Below are 17,287 nucleotides of genomic sequence, written 5' to 3' on the forward strand. Positions count from 1 at the left end.
TGAGGAAAGTCTCCACATCACCTTTCATATTCTATAGATTAAACATTAATTAGCATTGTGCTCTTCCAGTTTTTCCGGAGACACCATGTCTTTAATTTTAGCTTCAAGTTCCTCCATCAAGTCGGGGTTATCTAATAGCAGGTTCTTTACAGCGTCGCGCCCTTGTCCTAGTTTGGTATCACCATAACTAAACCAAGATCCTGATTTCTTGATCACATTAAAGTCTACACCTAAGTCGATAATTTCACCAACCTTGGAGATACCTTCTCCAAACATAATATCAAACTCTGCCACCCTGAAAGGAGGTGCCACTTTATTTTTAACAATTTTAACTTTCACTCTATTTCCCGACACTTCATCAGCATCTTTAATCTGAGAGGTTCTACGAATATCTAGGCGCACGGATGCATAAAATTTTAATGCATTACCTCCGGTTGTCGTTTCCGGATTTCCGAACATAACACCGATTTTCTCACGCAATTGGTTAATAAATATACAGCAACAATTCGTTTTAGAAATAGTTCCTGTTAATTTTCGAAGCGCTTGAGACATAAGTCGAGCTTGTAATCCCATCTTGGAATCGCCCATTTCGCCTTCAATCTCACCCTTTGGAACTAAAGCAGCTACCGAGTCGATAACAATTACATCAATTGCTCCTGAACGAATAAGGTTATCAGCGATTTCCAATGCCTGCTCGCCATTGTCCGGCTGCGATATCAACAAATTTTCAATATCCACACCCAGCTTCCGTGCATAATATTTATCAAATGCGTGCTCAGCGTCAATAATAGCGGCAATTCCTCCTTTTTTTTGCGCCTCAGCTATGATATGCGTCGCTAAAGTTGTTTTACCCGAAGATTCCGGCCCATAAATTTCAATGACCCTGCCTTTAGGTACACCACCAATTCCTAAAGCTATATCCAAACCTAAGGAACCTGTTGAAATTGAGTCAATCGGTTCCACTGCGGAATCACCCAATTTCATGATCGTTCCTTTACCGTATGATTTTTCTAATTTATCCAGCGTTAGCTGTAAAGCTTTTAGTTTATCTTGATTACTCATCTCCAAAATTTTAATCAAATATAGATATATTATTTCTAAAATACTAAATATGTTAGCATATCTTGCAATTTTTATTCACTTATTGCCTTCAAGCCCTTCAGATATACTTTTTCATAATATTTGCAGAGGTAGGTAATGGGACATTCGTCGCATTTAGGTCTTCTTGCTACGCAAATATAACGCCCATGTAATATCAACCAATGATGTGCAACAGCAAGTGTGTTTTTGGGCAAATAATGAACCAACTGCTTTTCCACAGCCAAGGGAGTTTTAGCGTTATTCGTTAGGCCAATGCGATTGGATACCCTGAAAACATGTGTATCCACGGCAATTGCAGGAGCATCATATACTACCGAAGCAATGACGTTAGCTGTTTTTCTTCCCACGCCCGGTAATTTTTGTAAATCGTTAATATCCGATGGAATAGTGCCTTCAAATTTCTCGAGAAGCATCTTTGCCATTCCAACGAGGTGCTTTGCCTTGTTGTTTGGGTAACTTACACTTCGAATATAAGTGAATACTTCTTCTACAGAAGCAGCAGCCAATGTTTCGGCATCAGGAAAGCGTTCAAATAATTTGGGTGTAATCTGATTAATCCGTTTATCCGTACATTGAGCGGATAGAATAACCGCGACCAACAATTCAAAGGCATTGCTATAGTGAAGTTCAGTTTGCGCGTCAGGATTGTGTGACGAAAAATAGGCAACGAATTCTCGAAAACGATCTTTTTTAAGCATAAGCAAACCTATAACAAAATCCTCATTTAACCAATTCCCAAAATGGTTTTTGATCAAATCCGAATATAGAGCTATCCATTGATTCGATTTTGTCACTCGAATCAAATTTAACTATAGCAAGAGATACTCCCTATAATTATTAACTACGGGAAGTCTTGTGCTGCTTTGAAAAGGTCAAAATAGTGTCAATGCTCCGTTGAGACGGCTCTATTAAGAGGTTATCCAACGGCTGCTGAAGCATAGCGTAGAAAAGCCTATCCTCTGCATTTGATACTTCATCGTATGAAGAGGTATCGCTAGCGAGGTTTTCTAGAATTTTGGATGTAAAAGTTTCTACCATAGATTATATTTTAAAGTCTGAAGATATAATTTAATAACGTCGATTTTGTACACATATTGTGTAGCTTTTCATACAGTTAGTGTTTTTCTGCAAAGTCGTTGGCAAGCTTCAACGCATTGTATGCGTTTACGATACCACCTGTTACACTAATATCGGAAAGCCATACCTTTTTCTTAGTTTTATCCTGTGTAATTTTCACACGATATGTAGGCTTTACAACAGAATCAAATATAATTTTCTTAACCTCAGAAGCTGTCAAATCAGGGTAATAAGATCGTATAAGAGCAGCTAAGCCACTTACAACAGGAGCTGCCATACTCGTTCCCTGTTCCTCCTTGTATTTTGACCCTGGCACCGTTGAATAAATATCTACACCGGGAGCGAAAACATCGACGGTACGCTTACCATAATTTGAAAAGTCTGCCACCAGCGTTTCATCATATTTCCAGCCTGTAGCACCCACCTCAATCCAATTCTCCGCAACTCCTTTATTTATTCCTAAACTATCCACATAATTTTTATTGGGATAGTTTGGTTCTGAATCATTGTCCTGCCCTTCATTCCCTGCAGCATGGATAATAAGGACGTCATGTTTCATGGCATATCCTACAGCACTATCAACTATCTGTTTATCTTTCACATATGCCTTACCAAAACTCATGTTAATTATTTTTGCTCCATTGTCGACAGCGTAGAAAATAGCATTGGCCACATCCTTATCCCGTTCATCGCCATTAGGCACCACACGTAATACCATAATAACAGCTTGATCAGCCACTCCTTTAATTCCCTTTTGGTTGCTTCGATCAGCGGCAATAATGCCGGCAACATGGGTTCCATGTAAAGCATCAGGGCCCTTGACATCGTTATTTCCGTAATAGCGTTCCTTACTATCATTATAATTATCTCCCACAATATGCCGAGAATTATAATCCATGTTCAGATGATAATTAACCTCAGCCTCATAATGCTTCACTCCTTCGACCAGATCATCATAAAATTTCTCATAGCTGCCCTCTTCATGGATGCCCTTTTCGATCATAGATAACGTCTTCCGTGCCATTTTATTTTTAGGCTCATAGCGTTTAAAGTCGGCAATTGTTGGATTATCTTTTCCTATATCGCTCACAATAGAATCAACCTGTTGTTTAAACGCCTTTATAACTCGCTCGGTTATCTGAGCAATCTGCAATTTACTCATATAGTCGGTCGTCATCTTTTGATATGCTAAAAACTTGCGGCGCTCTTCCTCGCTCAAGGGGGTTGTTGGTAGTACAGAAACATATTTTGGATGTAGGTCCCTAACTAGTCTTACAACTTCAAGGTTATCATAGTGAACGTTTTCTCCCTCGCTATTACCTATAAAATTCCAGCCATGAAGATCGTCTATATAGCCATTAGAATCATTATCTATGCTATCGCCTTCTACCTCTCCTTTATTCAGCCAGATTTTCTCTTTTAAGTCTTCATGTTCGATATCCACTCCACCATCAATTACCGCCACTTTTACAGGTCTCGCTTCCTTTCCTTTTAAAAGTTCGTTATAAGCTCTCTCTGTACTTATCCCAGGCACACCGTCCATTTGCAAATCGAGATTATGCCAATTATCTTTCGCCTTTTTTGTTTGCGCATATGTATTGAATGAAAAGAGGGTAATGAAAACTAATAAGAAAAATGGCGTTCTAGCGATACTCATGAATGAAAACTTATGTATTCAATAAAAATAGTATAATTTATTTAGACCCATAGTTATTGAAATAAAAATCTTATTACAAAGGAAAAAAGAAGGAAGGAATTGGTTTCTGAAGGAATGGAAAGCGGCCTATATTTCGGGTTTGCGGACCGATGGACATCAAAACAGGAAAGGCCGCCGTGCAATGCACGGCGGCCTTCTGTAAAGATCGGCACCGACCTACTCTCCCACATGTTACTGCAGTACCATCGGCTCTGGCGGGCTTAACTTCTCTGTTCGGGATGGGAAGAGGTGGACACCGCCGATATAGGCACCTGAATATCTTATCTGAGTTTTACGTTTTAAGTTATTCGTTTTAAGTTCCCATAACCTGCAACTTATAACCTATAACCTACAACTTATAACCCGGTCGACATATATAACGGAAGAAAAAAAACAGGAAGACAACAGCCTGCTGCGCTTGAGAAAGCTTCGGGCTATTAGTACGGCTCGGCTGTGGTATCTCTACCTTTACACCTGCCGCCTATCGACGTGGTAGTCTCCCACGGCCCTGTAAGGAAGTCTCATCTCGTGGCTAGTTTCGCACTTAGATGCTTTCAGCGCTTATCTATTCCCGGCATAGCTACTCTGCCGTACACCTGGCGGCATAACAGATTCACAAGCGGCCGGTCCAACCCGGTCCTCTCGTACTAAGGTCAGCCCCACTCAGACTTCCTGCGCCCACAACAGATAGGGACCGAACTGTCTCGCGACGTTCTGAACCCAGCTCGCGTGCCACTTTAATCGGCGAACAGCCGAACCCTTGGGACCTTCTCCAGCCCCAGGATGTGACGAGCCGACATCGAGGTGCCAAACCTCCCCGTCGATATGAGCTCTTGGGGGAGATCAGCCTGTTATCCCCAGAGTACCTTTTATCCTTTGAGCGATGGCCCTTCCATGCAGAACCACCGGATCACTATGTCCGTCTTTCGACCCTGTCCGACTTGTATGTCTCACAGTCAAGCAAGCTTTTGCCATTGCACTCCGCGTACGGTTACCAAGCGTACTGAGCTTACCTTTGAAAGCCTCCGTTACCTTTTTGGAGGCGACCACCCCAGTCAAACTACCCACCAAACAATGTCCCCCCCAAAGGGGGGTTAGGAACCGGATACAGAAAGGGCGGTATTTCAAGGACGATTCCGCGGATCCTGGCGAACCCGCTTCACAATCTCCCGCCTATCCTACACATCCTGCACCCAGTCCCAATGTTAAGCTATAGTGAAGGTTCATGGGGTCTTTCCGTCCCGTTGCGGGTAACCGGCGTCTTCACCGGTACCACAATTTCACCGAGCTCATGGCCGAGACAGCGCCCAGATCGTTACACCATTCGTGCAGGTCGGAACTTACCCGACAAGGAATTTCGCTACCTTAGGACCGTTATAGTTACGGCCGCCGTTTACCGGGCTTCGATTCAATGCTTCACCCGAAGGTTGACATCCCCTCTTAACCTTCCGGCACCGGGCAGGTGTCAGGCCTTATACGTCATCTTTCGATTTGGCAAAGCCATATGTTTTTGTTAAACAGTCGCCTGGGCCTTTTCACTGCGGCTTCTCCGTCGCCGGAGGAAGCGCCCCTTCTCCCGAAGTTACAGGGCCATTTTGCCGAGTTCCTTAGCCATGATTCACTCGAGCACCTTGGGATTCTCTCCCCGACCACCTGTGTCGGTTTGCGGTACGGGTCTTATATGCCTGGAGCTTAGCGGCTTTTCTCGGGAGTATGGTTACCCGCGCTATCGGCGCCCCCGGAGGTTTGCCGTACTTTCGGCCTTCGGCACACGACCCGGATTTGCCTGGGTCACGTTTACCTACGGCCTTCAACGCACTATTCCGTCAGTGCGCGGCGGTGTCACTCCTCCGTCCCCGCTTCGCAGCATACAAGAGTACGGGAATCTTTACCCGTTGGCCATCCGCTGCCCCTTTCGGGTCCGCGTTAGGTCCCGACTTACCCTGATCCGATTAGCGTTGATCAGGAAACCTTGGTCTTTCGGTGGGCGGGTTTCTCGCCCGCCTTATCGTTACTTATGCCTACATTTGCTTTTCCGGAACGTCCACGGATACTCACGTAACCGCTTCTCCCGTGCCGGAATGCTCCCCTACCGATATTTCTATCCCACGGCTTCGGTGGTACACTTAATGCCCGTTTATTATCCACGCCCGGCCGCTCGACTAGTGAGCTGTTACGCACTCTTTAAATGAATGGCTGCTTCCAAGCCAACATCCTAGCTGTCTGGGCAACCGGACCTCGTTAGTTCAACTTAGCGTACACTCGGGGACCTTAGCCGGTGGTCTGGGTTCTTTCCCTCTCGGCGCAGGACCTTAGCACCCTGCGCCTCACTGCGGACCATATCTCCCGGTATTCGGAGTTCGTCTGGATTTGGTAGGATGTGACTCCCCCGCACCCAATCGGTAGCTCTACCTCCGGAAGACTCAATGTCCACGCTGTTCCTAAAAACATTTCGGGGAGTACGAGCTATTTCCCAGTTTGATTGGCCTTTCACCCCTACCCACAGGTCATCCGGAAACTTTTCAACGTTTATCGGTTCGGTCCTCCAGTACGTGTTACCGCACCTTCAACCTGCCCATGGGTAGATCACAAGGTTTCGCGTCTACCTCCACTGACTGTACGCCCTGTTCAGACTCGCTTTCGCTTCGGCTGCGCGGCTTAACCGCTTAACCTCGCCAGTGAAGTGTAACTCGTAGGCTCATTATGCAAAAGGCACGCCGTCACCCCATAAAGGGCTCCGACAGTTTGTAAGCACACGGTTTCAGGTTCTCTTTCACTCCCCTGTTCGGGGTTCTTTTCACCTTTCCCTCACGGTACTGGTCCACTATCGGTCTCTCGGTAGTATTTAGCCTTGGCGGATGGTGCCGCCGGATTCCCACAGGGCGTCTCCGACCCCGCGGTACTCAGGAACTCACTAGGCCGGTCTTCATTGCGTGTACGCAGCTCTCATGCTCTACGGCGGGCCTTCCCAGACCCTTCCACTTCTTCCGACTGTACCACATTGTGGTCCTACAACCCCGCATATGCCGTAACATATCCGGTTTGGGCTCTTTCCCTTTCGCTCGCCACTACTCAGGAAATCATTCTTATTTTCTTTTCCTGCGCCTACTTAGATGTTTCAGTTCGGCGCGTTCGCGTTGTTAAACGGCATGTCTTCAACATGCCGGGTTTCCCCATTCGGAAATCGCCGGATCTCATCTCATTTGCAGATCCCCGGCGCTTATCGCAGCTTATCACGTCCTTCATCGCCTCCGAGAGCCTAGGCATCCCCCGTGTGCCCTTTCTTACTTTCTTCTCCCCGTACCCTTTTGCCGTACGGGGATGCTTTTGTGTCATGTCCCTTCCCCGTAGGAAAGAAACGTCTCTGCTGTTGTCTTCTCTTGTGTTTTTTCTTCCGATATGTCAAATAATTTTTTTTTAAATAAAAAAAAAAAAAAAAAAAAAATAAAAACGACCGGCGTACCGCGTTTTTGAATTTTGAATTTTTACTTTTGAATTTGAAAAGCGTGGAGAATAACGGATTCGAACCGTTGACAGCACCCTGCATTATATCACTGCGGACTGTCCCCGTGACCATCCTCCCTTTTCAGGTAGTCCCGAGCAGATTTGAACTGCTGACCCCTACATTATCAGTGTAGTGCTCTGACCAACTGAGCTACGGGACTGCTTCGCTTCCGCACCGGTGACCCCGAAGGGGCACTGTGGCACTTTCCTCTTTTTTCTCTCTCTCTTTTTTCAAGAAATCTTCATGGCGTAACCGAACGGCCCGAGGGCCCTCTAGAAAGGAGGTATTCCAGCCGCACCTTCCGGTACGGCTACCTTGTTACGACTTAGCCCCAATTACCGGTTTTACCCTGACACGCTCCTTGCGGTTACATGCTTTAGGTACCCCGGCTTTCATGGCTTGACGGGCGGTGTGTACAAGGCCCGGGAACGTATTCACCGCGTCATTGCTGATACGCGATTACTAGCGAATCCAACTTCACGGGGTCGAGTTGCAGACCCCGATCCGAACTGTGAGGGGCTTTCTGAGATTGGCTTCACCTCGCGGTGTCTGCCCTCTGTACCCCCCATTGTAGCACGTGTGTAGCCCCGGACGTAAGGGCCATGATGACTTGACGTCGTCCCCGCCTTCCTCTCTGTTTGCACAGGCAGTCTGTTTAGAGTCCCCACCTTTACGTGCTGGCAACTAAACATAGGGGTTGCGCTCGTTGCGGGACTTAACCCAACACCTCACGGCACGAGCTGACGACAGCCATGCAGCACCTAGTTTCCTGTCCCGAAGGACCTGTCCATCTCTGGACAATTCAGTAACTTTCAAGCCCGGTAAGGTTCCTCGCGTATCATCGAATTAAACCACATGCTCCTCCGCTTGTGCGGGCCCCCGTCAATTCCTTTGAGTTTCACCCTTGCGGGCGTACTCCCCAGGTGGAACACTTAACGCTTTCGCTTGGACGCCGACCGTCTATCGCCGACATCGAGTGTTCATCGTTTAGGGCGTGGACTACCAGGGTATCTAATCCTGTTCGATCCCCACGCTTTCGTGCCTCAGCGTCAATCGTACTTTGGTAAGCTGCCTTCGCAATCGGTGTTCTGTGGCATATCTATGCATTTCACCGCTACTTGCCACATTCCGCCTACCTCAGGTACATTCAAGCGCGCCAGTATCAAAGGCACTGCGATGGTTGAGCCACCGTCTTTCACCCCTGACTTAGCGCGCCGCCTACGCACCCTTTAAACCCATAATTCCGGATAACGCTCGGATCCTCCGTATTACCGCGGCTGCTGGCACGGAGTTAGCCGATCCTTATTCTCACGGTACATTCAGCCCGGTATACATACCGGGGTTATTCCCGTGCAAAAGCAGTTTACAACCCGTAGGGCCGTCTTCCTGCACGCGGCATGGCTGGTTCAGGGTTCCCCCATTGACCAATATTCCTTACTGCTGCCTCCCGTAGGAGTCTGGTCCGTGTCTCAGTACCAGTGTGGGGGTTTCTCCTCTCAGAGCCCCTAGACATCGTCGCCTTGGTGGGCCGTTACCCCGCCAACCAGCTAATGTCACGCGAGAGCCCATCCGTCCCCTATGAATATTTAAATGAAGGCCCATGCGGACCTGCATTCTCATGCGGTATTAATCCGGATTTCTCCGGCTATCCCCCTGGGACGGGCAGGTTGCTCACGCGTTACGCACCCGTGCGCCACTCTCACGGGGACCGAAGCCCCCGATCCCGTTCGACTTGCATGTATTAGGCCTGCCGCTAGCGTTCATCCTGAGCCAGGATCAAACTCTCCATTGTATAATGTTAAGTTTCCGATCTCGGCATTCGCACTTCTTTCAGTGCAGCCTTCCGATCTTTTTGTATCTTCCGGCCGACGGACCGTTCAGGCCTGTCCTTTTGACTCTCGCCAAAAAACAGGCCGCCCGTTACGCTACATGAATCTGATTTCTTAAAGAACTTTAAACGCCTCCGCTCACGCTTCGGCCTCCGCCGTATCCATCGGGTCTCCCCTCCGGTACTTCCTGTTTTTCCTTTCACCTTCCCGGGCATTGCGCCCGTTCCGTCGTCCCCTCTCTCCCGATTGGGAGTGCAAAGGTAACAGCTTTTTTCTTTTCTCCAAAATATTTTTTTAAAATATTTTTTCCTCCCCCGCCGTTCACCTCCGTACTTCAAAAAACAACCGCATCCCTTCGTTTGCGGAGCGCCCGCCTTCCGAACGGGATGGCAAAGGTACGAATTTCCCCCGTTCCCCCAAATGTTTCGCGCCCCGGACAACAGCTTTTTTTACAACAAACTGGAAATCAAACCGTTTTTTTTATAATAATAATCTTTCATCAGACAAACATTCATTAAATCGGGAAAAAAATGATTACACGATACCCTAATCATTGAGCCATTCAATGTTCTTTTTTAATCGCTTATGTTCTAAATCTCATAATTTCATGTTAGGTTTGTAAATACTATGAGCAATTTTTTGCCTTCTAAGCTTATCACAGCATTAAAGAAAGACTTCCAAATTGACGAGGAGGAATTCCGTCGTATACATCGGCAGCAGGAACAGATCACCTCGATACGCCTCAATCCGACAAAATGGACGAAAGCTTTTGAAAACAAAGATCACATCCCTTGGTGTCCTACAGGTTATTATTTGAATGAACGCCCTATATTTACATTAGATCCGCTATTTCACGCAGGCACATATTATGTTCAAGAAGCTTCATCTATGTTTATCGACCATATTATTCGCTCGCTCAATATAGATAAGAAAGCCTCTTTAGCACTCGATCTATGTGCTGCACCTGGTGGAAAAAGTACTTTATTAAATAGCGTATTACACCCTGATAGTTTATTAGTCTCAAACGAAATTATAAAAACCAGGGTTAACGTTCTGGCAGATAATTTGACAAAATGGGGAAATTTCAATGTTGTGGTTACTAATAATGATCCACAGTCTTTTAACAGGTTACCTGGTTTCTTCGACCTCATGCTGGTTGACGCTCCATGTTCAGGTTCCGGCATGTTCCGGAAAGACGAACAAACCATCAGTGAGTGGTCTGAGGAAACAGTAAATTTGTGCAGTCAAAGGCAACAGCGAATTCTATCAGATAGTCTTTCCACTCTTAAGGAAGATGGCATATTGATTTATTCCACTTGTTCCTATTCTATAGAAGAAAACGAAGAGATCGCAGATTGGTTGGTTGCCAATCATGATATGCAATCCATTCCAATCCCCCATGATCTTGCTTGGCAAATAGAGGAAACACGATCTCCAAAGTTTCAATGTCATGGTTATCGCTTTTATCCACACAAAGTGAGAGGCGAAGGTTTTTACGTCGCCTGTTTCCGTAAGAAAAAAAATCAGCCCACTTTTAATACGAAAAAAATTAAAATCGAAAAGACTCAATTAGATAAAGCATATTTAAAGAATTGGATAAAAACCGAAACCGAATTTACCGGACTCCTTTTTAAGGACGATATACTTATTATTCCGACACAACACGAACTAAATGTAAAAGCACTTCAACATGTTTTGTATCTGAAAAAGGCTGGAACAAACGTAGGAAGGCTTACAAAAAAAGAATTACTTCCACATCACGAGCTTGCCTTAAGTACAGCTATTAGTAATCAAATACCTCGCATTGAGCTTTCTTTAGAAACCGCCTTGCAATATTTAAGAAAAGCAGATATTCAGTTAACAACAGAAGTGAAGGGCTGGGTTTTAGCCTGCTATGACGGACATCCCTTGGGATGGATGAAAATACTACCGAATCGGGTAAACAACTATTACCCAAAAGAATGGCGAATTATTAACCTATAATCAGCTAGGATAATCACTATTATGACTTTACGAGATATAGCCAAAGCGTTGAACTTATCTACTTCAACCGTCTCTAAGGCGCTCCGAGACAGTTACGAAATCGGGGAAGACACAAAAAAGAGGGTGATAGCCTACGCCGAGCAGGTTGGCTATCAACCTAATACGCTCGCCAAAAGCCTTAAAGAGGGAAAAAGTCGCACCATAGGAGTAGTAATATGTGCCATTGACAACAGTTTTGTATCCCAAATGCTCAATGGTATTGACCGTGCCTGCAATGAACGGGGCTACAGTATCATGATCATGCAAAGTAAGGAATCGCACGTACAAGAAATAAAATGTACTGAGGTACTCTATGGTCGCTCGATTGACGGTTTACTCATTTCGCCAGCTTGCGAAACGCCTAATGTCGACCACTTAAAAAAATTTCAGCAATTAGGATTACCTATTGTCTTATTTGATCGATATAGCGATGAACTGGACGTTCCAAGAGTCAGTATCAATAACCTGGACGCCGCTTACCAAGCAACCGAACATCTTATAAAAAATGGCTATACGCGAATTGCCGTATTACATAGTAACACAAGTCTAAATATTAATATTCAACGCTTGGAAGGTTATAAAAAAGCATTACGTGACCATAGGATTGAATTGATGGATGAATATATACAACCCTGTAATTTACAGACTACAGCCCTATTAGAAGAGAGTATTCACCAAGCGATGCAAAAACTCAGCGCTTTAACTGTCCCGCCGACAGCGCTTCTTACCTTAAGCGACCAAATCAGCACTTCCAGCATTTCTATACTTCAGGAAATGGGTTATCAAATCCCACAAGATATGGCACTCATTGGGTTCACCAATACAAGCCTTGCAAATTCATTACACCCACCCCTCAGCACTATTTATCAACCCGCAATTGCAATAGGTGAAGCCGCCGCTAACCGATTAATTGATATTATCGAAGGTACAGACGAGGAGGAAAAGCAAACCGTTTACCTGGCTGCCCAACTTCATGAGCGGGCTTCCAGCAGGCGATTGGTATAACAAAGATGAAGAGGTCGGCGGAAAACCTCTTTATCTTGTGTCCTATAGAGGGAAATAATTTTTGGCATTATAATAACAGATGTCCTTAATAATTTTACCGATCCAATTGATATCTTTTGGCAGTAAGCCATTGTTTATATCGGAGGCAAACAGATTACAAAGTAAGCGGCGAAAATACTCATGTCGTGAATATGATAGAAAGCTTCTTGAATCTGTCAACATACCGATAAAACAAGCAATCAAACCGATATTTGATAAACTATTCATTTGATTCGTCATTCCTTCTAATTGATCTAAAAACCACCAGCCTGAACCAAACTGTATCTTACCAATAATGCCTCCTGATTGAAAATTGCCCGTCATAGATGCAAATACCTCATTATCAGAAGGGTTTAAATTATATAAAATAGTCTTTGTTAACTGGTTTTCGCTCTCAAGTAAATTCAAAAAGGCAGAAAGATTAGATGCTTGCTGAAAATCACCTATTGAATCATATCCGGTGTCGGGTCCCAGCTCTTTAAGTAATCGTGTATTGTTGTTCCGTAAAGCACCCAGATGAAACTGCTGTACCCATTCTTGTTGATGGTACATTTTACACAAAGCTTGAAGCACACATCCTGTAAAGGCGTCCTGACTAGCCAACGCTTTCGAATCGTTTCCTTGTAAAACTTCTTTGAAGACCTTTTCCAACTCAGCTTTGTTAAAGTGAATCGTTGGCATATGAGCCAAGCCATGATCAGCTATGCGGCAACCCTTGTCATGAAAATAAAACACCCGCTTCTGCAAGGCTTCTAACAACGAGTCGATATCTTTAATCACCACATCCGAAACTTCTGCTAACGAGGAAATGTACTGTCTGAACGTATCACCACCACTTAAATTGAATACCTTATCAGGACGAAAAGAGGGTAATATTCGGGTAGCGAAATCAGATGCAGCAATTTGCTCATGTTCAGTCAAATTAGCGAGCGGATCGTCCGTTGTTCCTACCATCTCCACATTAAAATGTGTAAGTAAGCCGCGTGGTGTAAACGCCGGATCTTGTAATTTATTGCCAGTTACTTCGTATATCCGATCAGCATTCTCTGTTGTTAGTATTTCTTGAACACCGAAAGGGTTTTTTAGTTCCATATGCGTCCAGTGATAAAGTGGATTTCTCACCGTGTAGGGCACACATGCAGCCCATTTTTTAAATTTCTCCTGATCGGACGCATTTCCTGTAATATATTTTTCATCGATTCCCAAAACCCGCTGTGCTCGCCACTTGTAATGATCACCCGCCAACCATATTTGCGTGATATTCGAAAAGTGTTGATTAGCAGCAATAACATCCGGGGGTAAATGGGAATGATAATCAATAATGGGTAAGTCTTTCGCGTACTCATTATATAAACGCACCGCCAGATCCGACTGTAACAAAAAGTCTTCGTCAAGAAATTCTTTCATATTCCCTACTTAATATCAATAATAAAATGATTAGCTAATCTATCACAATAGCCAATTAACTTCCGAGTATCCCTAATTCTAAACCACGTAATTCAGCCAAGCCACGTAACCTTCCGATGGCAGAATAACCAGGGTTCGAGGTCTTATGTAAATCATCAAGCATTTGATGTCCATGATCGGGCCTAAAGGGAATGGGCAGCTCACGCTTTTGATTTTCCTCTGTAAGAATCTTCATAACCGCGTACATATCCACATCTCCATCTAAATGGTCTGCTTCATAAAAATTACCTTCCTCGTCTTTTTTCACATTCCGCAAATGCGCGAAATGAACTCGGTTTTTGACCGATTCTAAAATGTCAGGGATGTTATTGCTTATACCGGCTCCCAAAGAACCGGTACAGAAACAAAGGCCATTAAATTCCCGAGGCTCTTCCTTCATCAAAAACAATAAATCATCCTTATTACTAACTACACGCGGCAAGCCCAAGATGGGATAAGGAGGATCGTCCGGATGGATGGTCATATGAATTCCATGCTTCTCGCATACTTGCGAAATAGCCGCTAAAAATTTAAGCAGATTTTTACGTAGGCCATCCGTACCAATCTCTTTATAAATTTCGATACTCTTTTGTAGATCACCTAAGCCGATTGGGTCTTCGGAAGGAATGCCCATCAAAACAACTTCACTCAACTTCGCTAATACATCCTGATTGGTTGTACTATACCGCTCCTTCGCCTTCTCCAATATCGATGTTGGGTAATTATGCTCCGCCCCTTTCCGTCTCAAAATAAACAAGTCAAACACCGCTAAATCTGTCCAATCAAAATATAAAGCCTTTGACCCATCCTTCATTACTAAATCCAACTGGGTACGGGTCCAGTCGAGCACGGGCATAAAATTATAACATATGGTTTTAATACCGCAGACTGCAAGATTTTCTAAGCTTTGTATGTAGTTTTTCAGGTATTTTTCTGCGTCCTCCCGATCAGTTTTGATGGCTTCATGTACCGGAACGCTTTCTACTACGGCCCAGGTAAGTCCCGCTGCTTCAATAATCCGCTTGCGTTCCTTAATATCCTCTAGCGGCCATACCTCTCCATGTGGAATATGATGAAGAGCCGTTACAATCGCTGTAGCACCTGCCTGCTTTACATCTTGTAAGGACACCAGATCATTTGGTCCATACCAACGCCAACTTTGTAATAACTTCATAGTTCTTTTTAGATTAAATTAAATGATATGACTATTAGGCGGAAACTTAAACTATAAACCGCTGTTACAGCTATCCAACGACTGATAGCCAACAGTGATTTCCAGAGCCCGCGCCTAAAGACTAAATACCCGGAATTTAAACGCCACAATAGGTGTTGAAACCACCATCAACTAAAATACTTGTTCCGCTCACAAAAGCAGAAGCATCGCTTAATAAATATACCAGGGTTCCTTTCAACTCTTCGGGATTACCCAATCGGCCAAAAGGAGTTCCATTTACGAATCGATTTGCTCTATCTGTATACGATCCGTCGGCATTGGTTAGTAAAGTTCTATTTTGCTCCGTGAGGAAAACACCCGGCGATATCGCATTCACACGCACACCATCACCATAACGTTGTGCTAACTCTACAGACATCCATTTCGTAAAACCTTCAATGGCAGTTTTGGCCATTGTATATCCCAATACACGGGTTATAGGTCGATGTGCCGAAAGAGAGGAGATATTCACAATAGAACCCCTTCCCTTCTCTGCAATTACTCTCCCGAATATAAACGTAGGTATCACTGTACCAAAAAGATTTAAATCAACTGCTTTTTTTGTATCAGCTATCTTGGCATCAAAAAGATTCTGATCAGGCGATATAGTCGCCCCTGGAATATTACCACCTGCAGCATTCACTAAACCATCGATGGTTCCGAAATGCTGCAAAATCTGCTCTTTGGCAAGAAGCACTTGATCCTCATCCATCGCATCTGCTAAAACAGCAATTGCTTCACCACCAACACCCTTAATTTGCTCAACTACCGCATCGGCGCGTTCTTTATTTCTACCCATGACAACCACCTTTGCTCCAGCTTCGGCTACGGCTAAAGAAAAGTGTTTACCCAACACACCGGTTGCACCGGTAATAACAATAACTTTATTTTCTAAAGAAAAAGGTGAAGTTTTATTCATTGCTTAGCTTTTTATATCAACTCATCAAAAAGATGCCTTGCAAAGAATTTAACAGCTTATAAAGGGCTCAGTTGTCTTTGGCAAGAATCAATAATGAACTATTAAGATTCAATTTTAGCAAATTAAAATCGATTTCAATTATTTTGCGAAAAGATTTTACGATATCGATTGCGTAGTTTTAAAAGGAATGGATATTTTTATACACGGGAATAATAACTATTTTCGACAAAAAAACTAGCCACTCTTGACAAGACACAACAGCTATGCTTTCCAGCAAGATACTTGTCATGATCTATTATCATTAGGCTTGCCTTAAAAAATTTAATTCATGAGTTTAAACGAAGGTAATCGGATAGCCGTCTTTGGCGAATTTCTTCTAAGGGTCAGCACACAGACCGGTCATTTTATCAATGCAAGCGAAGGCATTTCTATTTACGCTGGCGGGTCGGAAGCAAATGTAGCTTCTTCTTTAGCCTGTATGCATGCGCAAGTCTCGTACATAAGTTGTGTGCCCGACAATCAGTTGGCAAACCAAGCTCTTAACAGTCTAAAGGAGCGAGGCGTAAACATTAGCCAATGCCGATTTGCAGGTGATCGGCTAGGCCTTTATTTCCTTTTGTCGGCCAATGGGCTTAGCAAAGGAGAAGTGGTCTACGATCGGAAATATTCTTCATTCAGCGCGCTTAAAACTGGAGACATTGATTGGGACAATGTATTGGAAGGCCACAACTGGTTCCATTGGACGGCCCTTACTCCAGCCTTAAATGAAAACATGATCGCCGTTTGCGAAGAGGCTCTACAAGCCGCCAAGAAAAAGGGGCTTATTATATCGGTTGATCTGAATTACAGAAATAGACTGTGGAACTATGGCAAGTCCCCTATCGACGTAATGCCTTCCTTAGTCGATTATTGCGATGTCATTATGGGTAACATCTGGGCAGCCAACACCATGTTGGGCACTTCCATAGATCCCGACCTTGATCGTAACACTACGAAAGAAACTTATGTGGAACATGCCAATCAATCGGCCCAAGAAGTGTTCAAGCGATTCGAAAACTGTAAGCACATAGCCTATACTTTCCGATTCATGGATAACCCGTCCCACAATCTTTTCTATGGCACCTATCATACTCAAAAGGGGCATTATGTATCACAAACACTAGAGACGAATGAAGTGATCGATCGGATTGGAAGCGGGGACGCCTTTATGGGCGGACTCATTCGCGCGCTTACTACAGGAAAAGAAAACCAGGAGGTAATTGACATAGCAACTTCTGCCGGCTTTAAAAAGTTATTCGTTAAAGGTGATTTAGGAGACGGCAGTTATTAGTTATTGGTTATTGGTTGTTAGTTGTTAGTTGTTAGTTGTTAGTTGTTAGTTGTTAGTTGTTAGTTGTTAGTTGTTAGTGAAATTTACTTTTTACTTTTTACTTTT

The 17,287-nt window shown here is 44.2% G+C and carries 10 protein-coding genes, 2 tRNA genes and 3 rRNA genes; 3 read left to right on the top strand and 12 right to left on the bottom strand.

Features of this window, described 5'->3' with window-relative positions:
* Positions 1-45: 45 nt before the first annotated feature.
* The 9 genes from recA to ACH11B_RS02915 form a co-directional block, all read right to left on the bottom strand.
* Complete coding sequence (gene recA / locus ACH11B_RS02875; RefSeq protein ID WP_130858237.1) at positions 46-1,062, bottom strand: recombinase RecA; 1,017 nt, start codon at positions 1,060-1,062, stop codon at positions 46-48.
* Positions 1,063-1,133: 71 nt separating this feature from the next.
* Positions 1,134-1,799 (bottom strand): endonuclease III, encoded by a 666-nt coding sequence (nth, locus tag ACH11B_RS02880; protein ID WP_013663881.1) that lies wholly within the window; start codon positions 1,797-1,799, stop codon positions 1,134-1,136.
* A gap of 416 nt (positions 1,800-2,215) precedes the next feature.
* Positions 2,216-3,835 carry a S8 family peptidase gene (locus ACH11B_RS02885; RefSeq protein WP_149106287.1) on the bottom strand — a complete coding sequence of 540 codons (1,620 nt, stop codon included), beginning with the start codon at positions 3,833-3,835 and terminating at the stop codon, positions 2,216-2,218.
* A 203-nt stretch (positions 3,836-4,038) separates the two neighbouring features.
* Positions 4,039-4,150: ribosomal RNA gene (gene rrf / locus ACH11B_RS02890) — 5S ribosomal RNA — on the bottom strand.
* A gap of 142 nt (positions 4,151-4,292) precedes the next feature.
* Positions 4,293-7,168, bottom strand: a 23S ribosomal RNA gene (locus ACH11B_RS02895).
* A gap of 213 nt (positions 7,169-7,381) precedes the next feature.
* Positions 7,382-7,456, bottom strand: a tRNA-Ile gene (locus ACH11B_RS02900).
* 9 nt (positions 7,457-7,465) lie between these two features.
* Positions 7,466-7,539: transfer RNA gene (locus tag ACH11B_RS02905), tRNA-Ile, on the bottom strand.
* Between the two features lie 116 nt (positions 7,540-7,655).
* Positions 7,656-9,171 (bottom strand): 16S ribosomal RNA (locus tag ACH11B_RS02910).
* Together the 16S, 23S and 5S rRNA genes with 2 tRNA genes alongside form the textbook arrangement of a ribosomal RNA operon.
* Before the next feature lie 6 nt (positions 9,172-9,177).
* A complete protein-coding gene (locus ACH11B_RS02915) occupies positions 9,178-9,648 on the bottom strand; it encodes a hypothetical protein (RefSeq protein ID WP_404274007.1) in 471 nt (156 codons plus the stop codon).
* A gap of 187 nt (positions 9,649-9,835) precedes the next feature.
* Between ACH11B_RS02915 and ACH11B_RS02920 the strand changes: the two genes are divergently transcribed.
* Positions 9,836-11,191: a methyltransferase RsmF C-terminal domain-like protein gene (locus ACH11B_RS02920; protein WP_130858051.1), complete on the top strand. Its 1,356-nt coding sequence runs from the start codon at positions 9,836-9,838 to the stop codon at positions 11,189-11,191.
* Between the two features lie 21 nt (positions 11,192-11,212).
* Entirely contained in the window at positions 11,213-12,235 is a 1,023-nt protein-coding gene (locus tag ACH11B_RS02925; RefSeq protein WP_013663885.1) for a LacI family DNA-binding transcriptional regulator, read from the top strand.
* A 42-nt stretch (positions 12,236-12,277) separates the two neighbouring features.
* On the opposite strand, the gene uxaC is transcribed toward ACH11B_RS02925, so the two are convergent.
* From uxaC to ACH11B_RS02940, 3 genes are all read right to left on the bottom strand, one after another.
* On the bottom strand, positions 12,278-13,681 hold the full coding sequence (gene uxaC / locus ACH11B_RS02930) for a glucuronate isomerase (RefSeq protein ID WP_130858052.1): 1,404 nt from the start codon (positions 13,679-13,681) through the stop codon (positions 12,278-12,280).
* 55 nt (positions 13,682-13,736) lie between these two features.
* Positions 13,737-14,894, bottom strand: coding sequence for a mannonate dehydratase (gene uxuA, locus ACH11B_RS02935; RefSeq protein ID WP_130858053.1), 1,158 nt, complete (start codon positions 14,892-14,894; stop codon positions 13,737-13,739).
* A gap of 136 nt (positions 14,895-15,030) precedes the next feature.
* A complete protein-coding gene (locus tag ACH11B_RS02940) occupies positions 15,031-15,852 on the bottom strand; it encodes an SDR family oxidoreductase (protein WP_013663888.1) in 822 nt (273 codons plus the stop codon).
* Between the two features lie 328 nt (positions 15,853-16,180).
* On the opposite strand from ACH11B_RS02940, the gene ACH11B_RS02945 reads away from it, so the two are divergent.
* On the top strand, positions 16,181-17,182 hold the full coding sequence (locus ACH11B_RS02945) for a sugar kinase (protein ID WP_130858054.1): 1,002 nt from the start codon (positions 16,181-16,183) through the stop codon (positions 17,180-17,182).
* Positions 17,183-17,287: the final 105 nt, after the last annotated feature.

Origin of the sequence: Olivibacter sp. EAT-5, from assembly GCF_044784325.1 — a bacterium.
In the GTDB taxonomy this organism is placed as follows: Bacteria; Bacteroidota; Bacteroidia; order Sphingobacteriales; family Sphingobacteriaceae; genus Olivibacter; species Olivibacter oleidegradans.

Bases quoted from the DNA above. Each gene is read 5' to 3' on its own strand.
- recA (WP_130858237.1), bottom strand. From the start codon at position 1,062: ATGAGTAATCAAGATAAACTAAAAGCTTTACAGCTAACGCTGGATAAA.
- nth (WP_013663881.1), bottom strand. From the start codon at position 1,799: ATGCTTAAAAAAGATCGTTTTCGAGAATTCGTTGCCTATTTTTCGTCA.
- ACH11B_RS02885 (WP_149106287.1), bottom strand. From the start codon at position 3,835: ATGAGTATCGCTAGAACGCCATTTTTCTTATTAGTTTTCATTACCCTC.
- ACH11B_RS02920 (WP_130858051.1), top strand. From the start codon at position 9,836: ATGAGCAATTTTTTGCCTTCTAAGCTTATCACAGCATTAAAGAAAGAC.
- ACH11B_RS02925 (WP_013663885.1), top strand. From the start codon at position 11,213: ATGACTTTACGAGATATAGCCAAAGCGTTGAACTTATCTACTTCAACC.
- uxaC (WP_130858052.1), bottom strand. From the start codon at position 13,681: ATGAAAGAATTTCTTGACGAAGACTTTTTGTTACAGTCGGATCTGGCG.
- uxuA (WP_130858053.1), bottom strand. From the start codon at position 14,894: ATGAAGTTATTACAAAGTTGGCGTTGGTATGGACCAAATGATCTGGTG.
- ACH11B_RS02940 (WP_013663888.1), bottom strand. From the start codon at position 15,852: ATGAATAAAACTTCACCTTTTTCTTTAGAAAATAAAGTTATTGTTATT.
- ACH11B_RS02945 (WP_130858054.1), top strand. From the start codon at position 16,181: ATGAGTTTAAACGAAGGTAATCGGATAGCCGTCTTTGGCGAATTTCTT.